Genomic DNA, 2,018 nt, shown 5'->3' with positions numbered 1-2,018 from the left:
CTCTCGGGGCCGAAGGTCACGGGCAGCGGAGCGGGAGGATGAAGATCAAGCCGGTCACTCCTCGATGCGCAGCAGGCCCATCCGCGCGCCCGCCCTGAGAAAGGCCTCGGCGCTGTGGACGGGAACGTCGCGGCCGGTGCGCTCGCGGATCTGCCGCGCCGCGCGCCGCATGAAGGCGCCCAGCGGCATCTGCGGCTCGCCGCACGAGTCGCGCATCCCCCGCACGATTTCGTCCCAGCTGCCCTGGAAGATGGAGCCCTCGGCCGTGCGCACGCGGTGCACGGAGGGGAGCGCGGCGTCGGGCGCGGGCGGGCCCAGGATCTTCATCATGAAGTCCATCTGCGCCGACAATTCCAACGCGGCCTGCGCCTGCTCGTCGACCGCGCCCTCGAACGAGGCTTCCACCTCGGCCAGCAGGTGGTCGATGTCGTCCGGCTCCGCGTCCAGCTCGGCCAGGCGCTCCTTCCACGGCGCGAACCACGGATCGCCCTCGGCCACGCCGTCCAGCTGCATCTTCAGTTCCACGTAGCGCCAGACGGAGAGCGTGTCCCAGTGCTCCGCCGGCGGCACCTGCTCCAGTTCGGTGAGCGCGCCGCGCAGGTCGCCGCGGTCGTGCAGCAGGTGCGACAGGTAGATGCGCGCCTCGTGCAGGTCGGCGTCCAGCCGCGTGGCCCGGCGCAGCTCGCGGCGGGCGCCCAGGTCGTCCCCCAGCGCATGCAGCGTGTAGCCGCGGGCGGCCGCCAGCTCGGCGTTGTCGGCGTGCGTCGTCGACAGGGCGGCGAAGCGCGCCCGGGCGTCGGTGAACAGCCCCTCGCGGTACAGCGCCCGGCCCACGGTAAGGCCCAACTCCAGGTCGTCGCCCAGCCCCATCTCGTCGATCTGCCCGAAGCAGCTGAGCGCTTCCTCCACCCGGCCGAACTTCAGCAGCGTTTCGCCCAACCCCACCCAGGCGTCCTCGTACTCCGAGTCCAGCTCCAGGGCCGATTCGAAGCACTGGCGCGCCCACGCGTACTCTTCGCGGGCAATGCGCGTGTAGCCCAGCCCCACGTGCAGGAGCACGGAGTCGGGATACTGCGAAATGCCCTCGCGAAGCACGCCCAGCGCCTCGTCGTAGTCGCCGGCGTCGTAGTGCTTGTGCGCCAGCTCGTCGTACTCTTCGGAGCTGAGATATGAGGTTCCCATTCAGCCTTTGCCCTGGTCAATCCATCAGGCGGGAAATGGGGCACGGACCCGGAGCGGGCCGTGGGGAACGGCGGGCGGGATCGCCCGGACAAATATACACTGGAACAGCCCCGGCATCCAAGCCCTTGCGCGGCCTTGCGGGTGTGGGGGCCGCCGGTCAGATTGATGGCGCTGCACACCCGGAACGGACCAACGACGAGGGACGATGTTCGACTGGCTGCGGCGCCGCCGCCTGAGCAACGAGGCCAAGCGCAAGCTGCTGATCGCCGCCGCGCGGGCGGAAGAGGCGATCGTGGAGACGCACGTGGCCAACGTGCTGGATCTCATGGCGCTTCTGGGCACCGAGGTAGACGTGGACCGTGGGCTCGAGCTGTACCACGAAATGCTGCCCATGGACGAGCACATCTCGGCGACGGTCACCAACCGCGTGCTTGCGCGCTACGATTCGCCAGGCGTCGCCCCGGTGCCGGGCCGCCGCTTCGAGAACGTGTTCCGCGACGGGGGCCGCTGACGGCCACCTTTTCCGTCACGCGCGCGCCTCGGATTCCGCAGGCTTCGCGCCCCGGCCAAACCAGAGCAGCCAGCCATCTGGCCCATGCAACGCCGCCCCTCCCCGGGCGGCGTTCTTCGTTCCCCATTTCCCGAACCCGGCGCTGCCGCCGGACGATGGACATACACTCGACAGCGGAAAGCGTTCGGACGATGGCGGATCGCGTGGGCCCCTCCCCCGGCCCCTCCCCGCACAAGCTGCGTGCGGAGAGGGGAGAACTTCGGTCGGGGTCGGGCTGGACTCTGCGTGTGCGACGGGCGCCCCCCCACCCCCCCCCAACCCCCCC

2 protein-coding genes are annotated in these 2,018 nt (G+C 70.5%); one reads left to right on the top strand and one right to left on the bottom strand.

Annotated elements, in window-relative coordinates:
• Window positions 1–54: 54 nt before the first annotated feature.
• Window positions 55–1,182, bottom strand: a complete 1,128-nt coding sequence (locus tag VIB55_RS22090) for a tetratricopeptide repeat protein (RefSeq protein WP_331878841.1) — start codon at window positions 1,180–1,182, stop codon at window positions 55–57.
• Between the two features lie 205 nt (window positions 1,183–1,387).
• Here VIB55_RS22090 and VIB55_RS22085 point away from each other — a divergent pair, with 205 nt between their 5' ends.
• On the top strand, window positions 1,388–1,693 hold the full coding sequence (locus VIB55_RS22085; protein ID WP_331878840.1) for a hypothetical protein: 306 nt from the start codon (window positions 1,388–1,390) through the stop codon (window positions 1,691–1,693).
• The last annotated feature ends 325 nt before the right edge of the window (window positions 1,694–2,018 follow it).

Source organism: Longimicrobium sp. (genome assembly GCF_036554565.1).
Taxonomy (GTDB): Bacteria; Gemmatimonadota; Gemmatimonadetes; order Longimicrobiales; family Longimicrobiaceae; genus Longimicrobium.
This window is presented reverse-complemented; position numbering and strand designations above follow the sequence as displayed.

Coding starts and splice junctions, on each gene's coding strand:
- VIB55_RS22090 (WP_331878841.1), bottom strand. CDS start 1,182: ATGGGAACCTCATATCTCAGCTCCGAAGAGTACGACGAGCTGGCGCAC.
- VIB55_RS22085 (WP_331878840.1), top strand. CDS start 1,388: ATGTTCGACTGGCTGCGGCGCCGCCGCCTGAGCAACGAGGCCAAGCGC.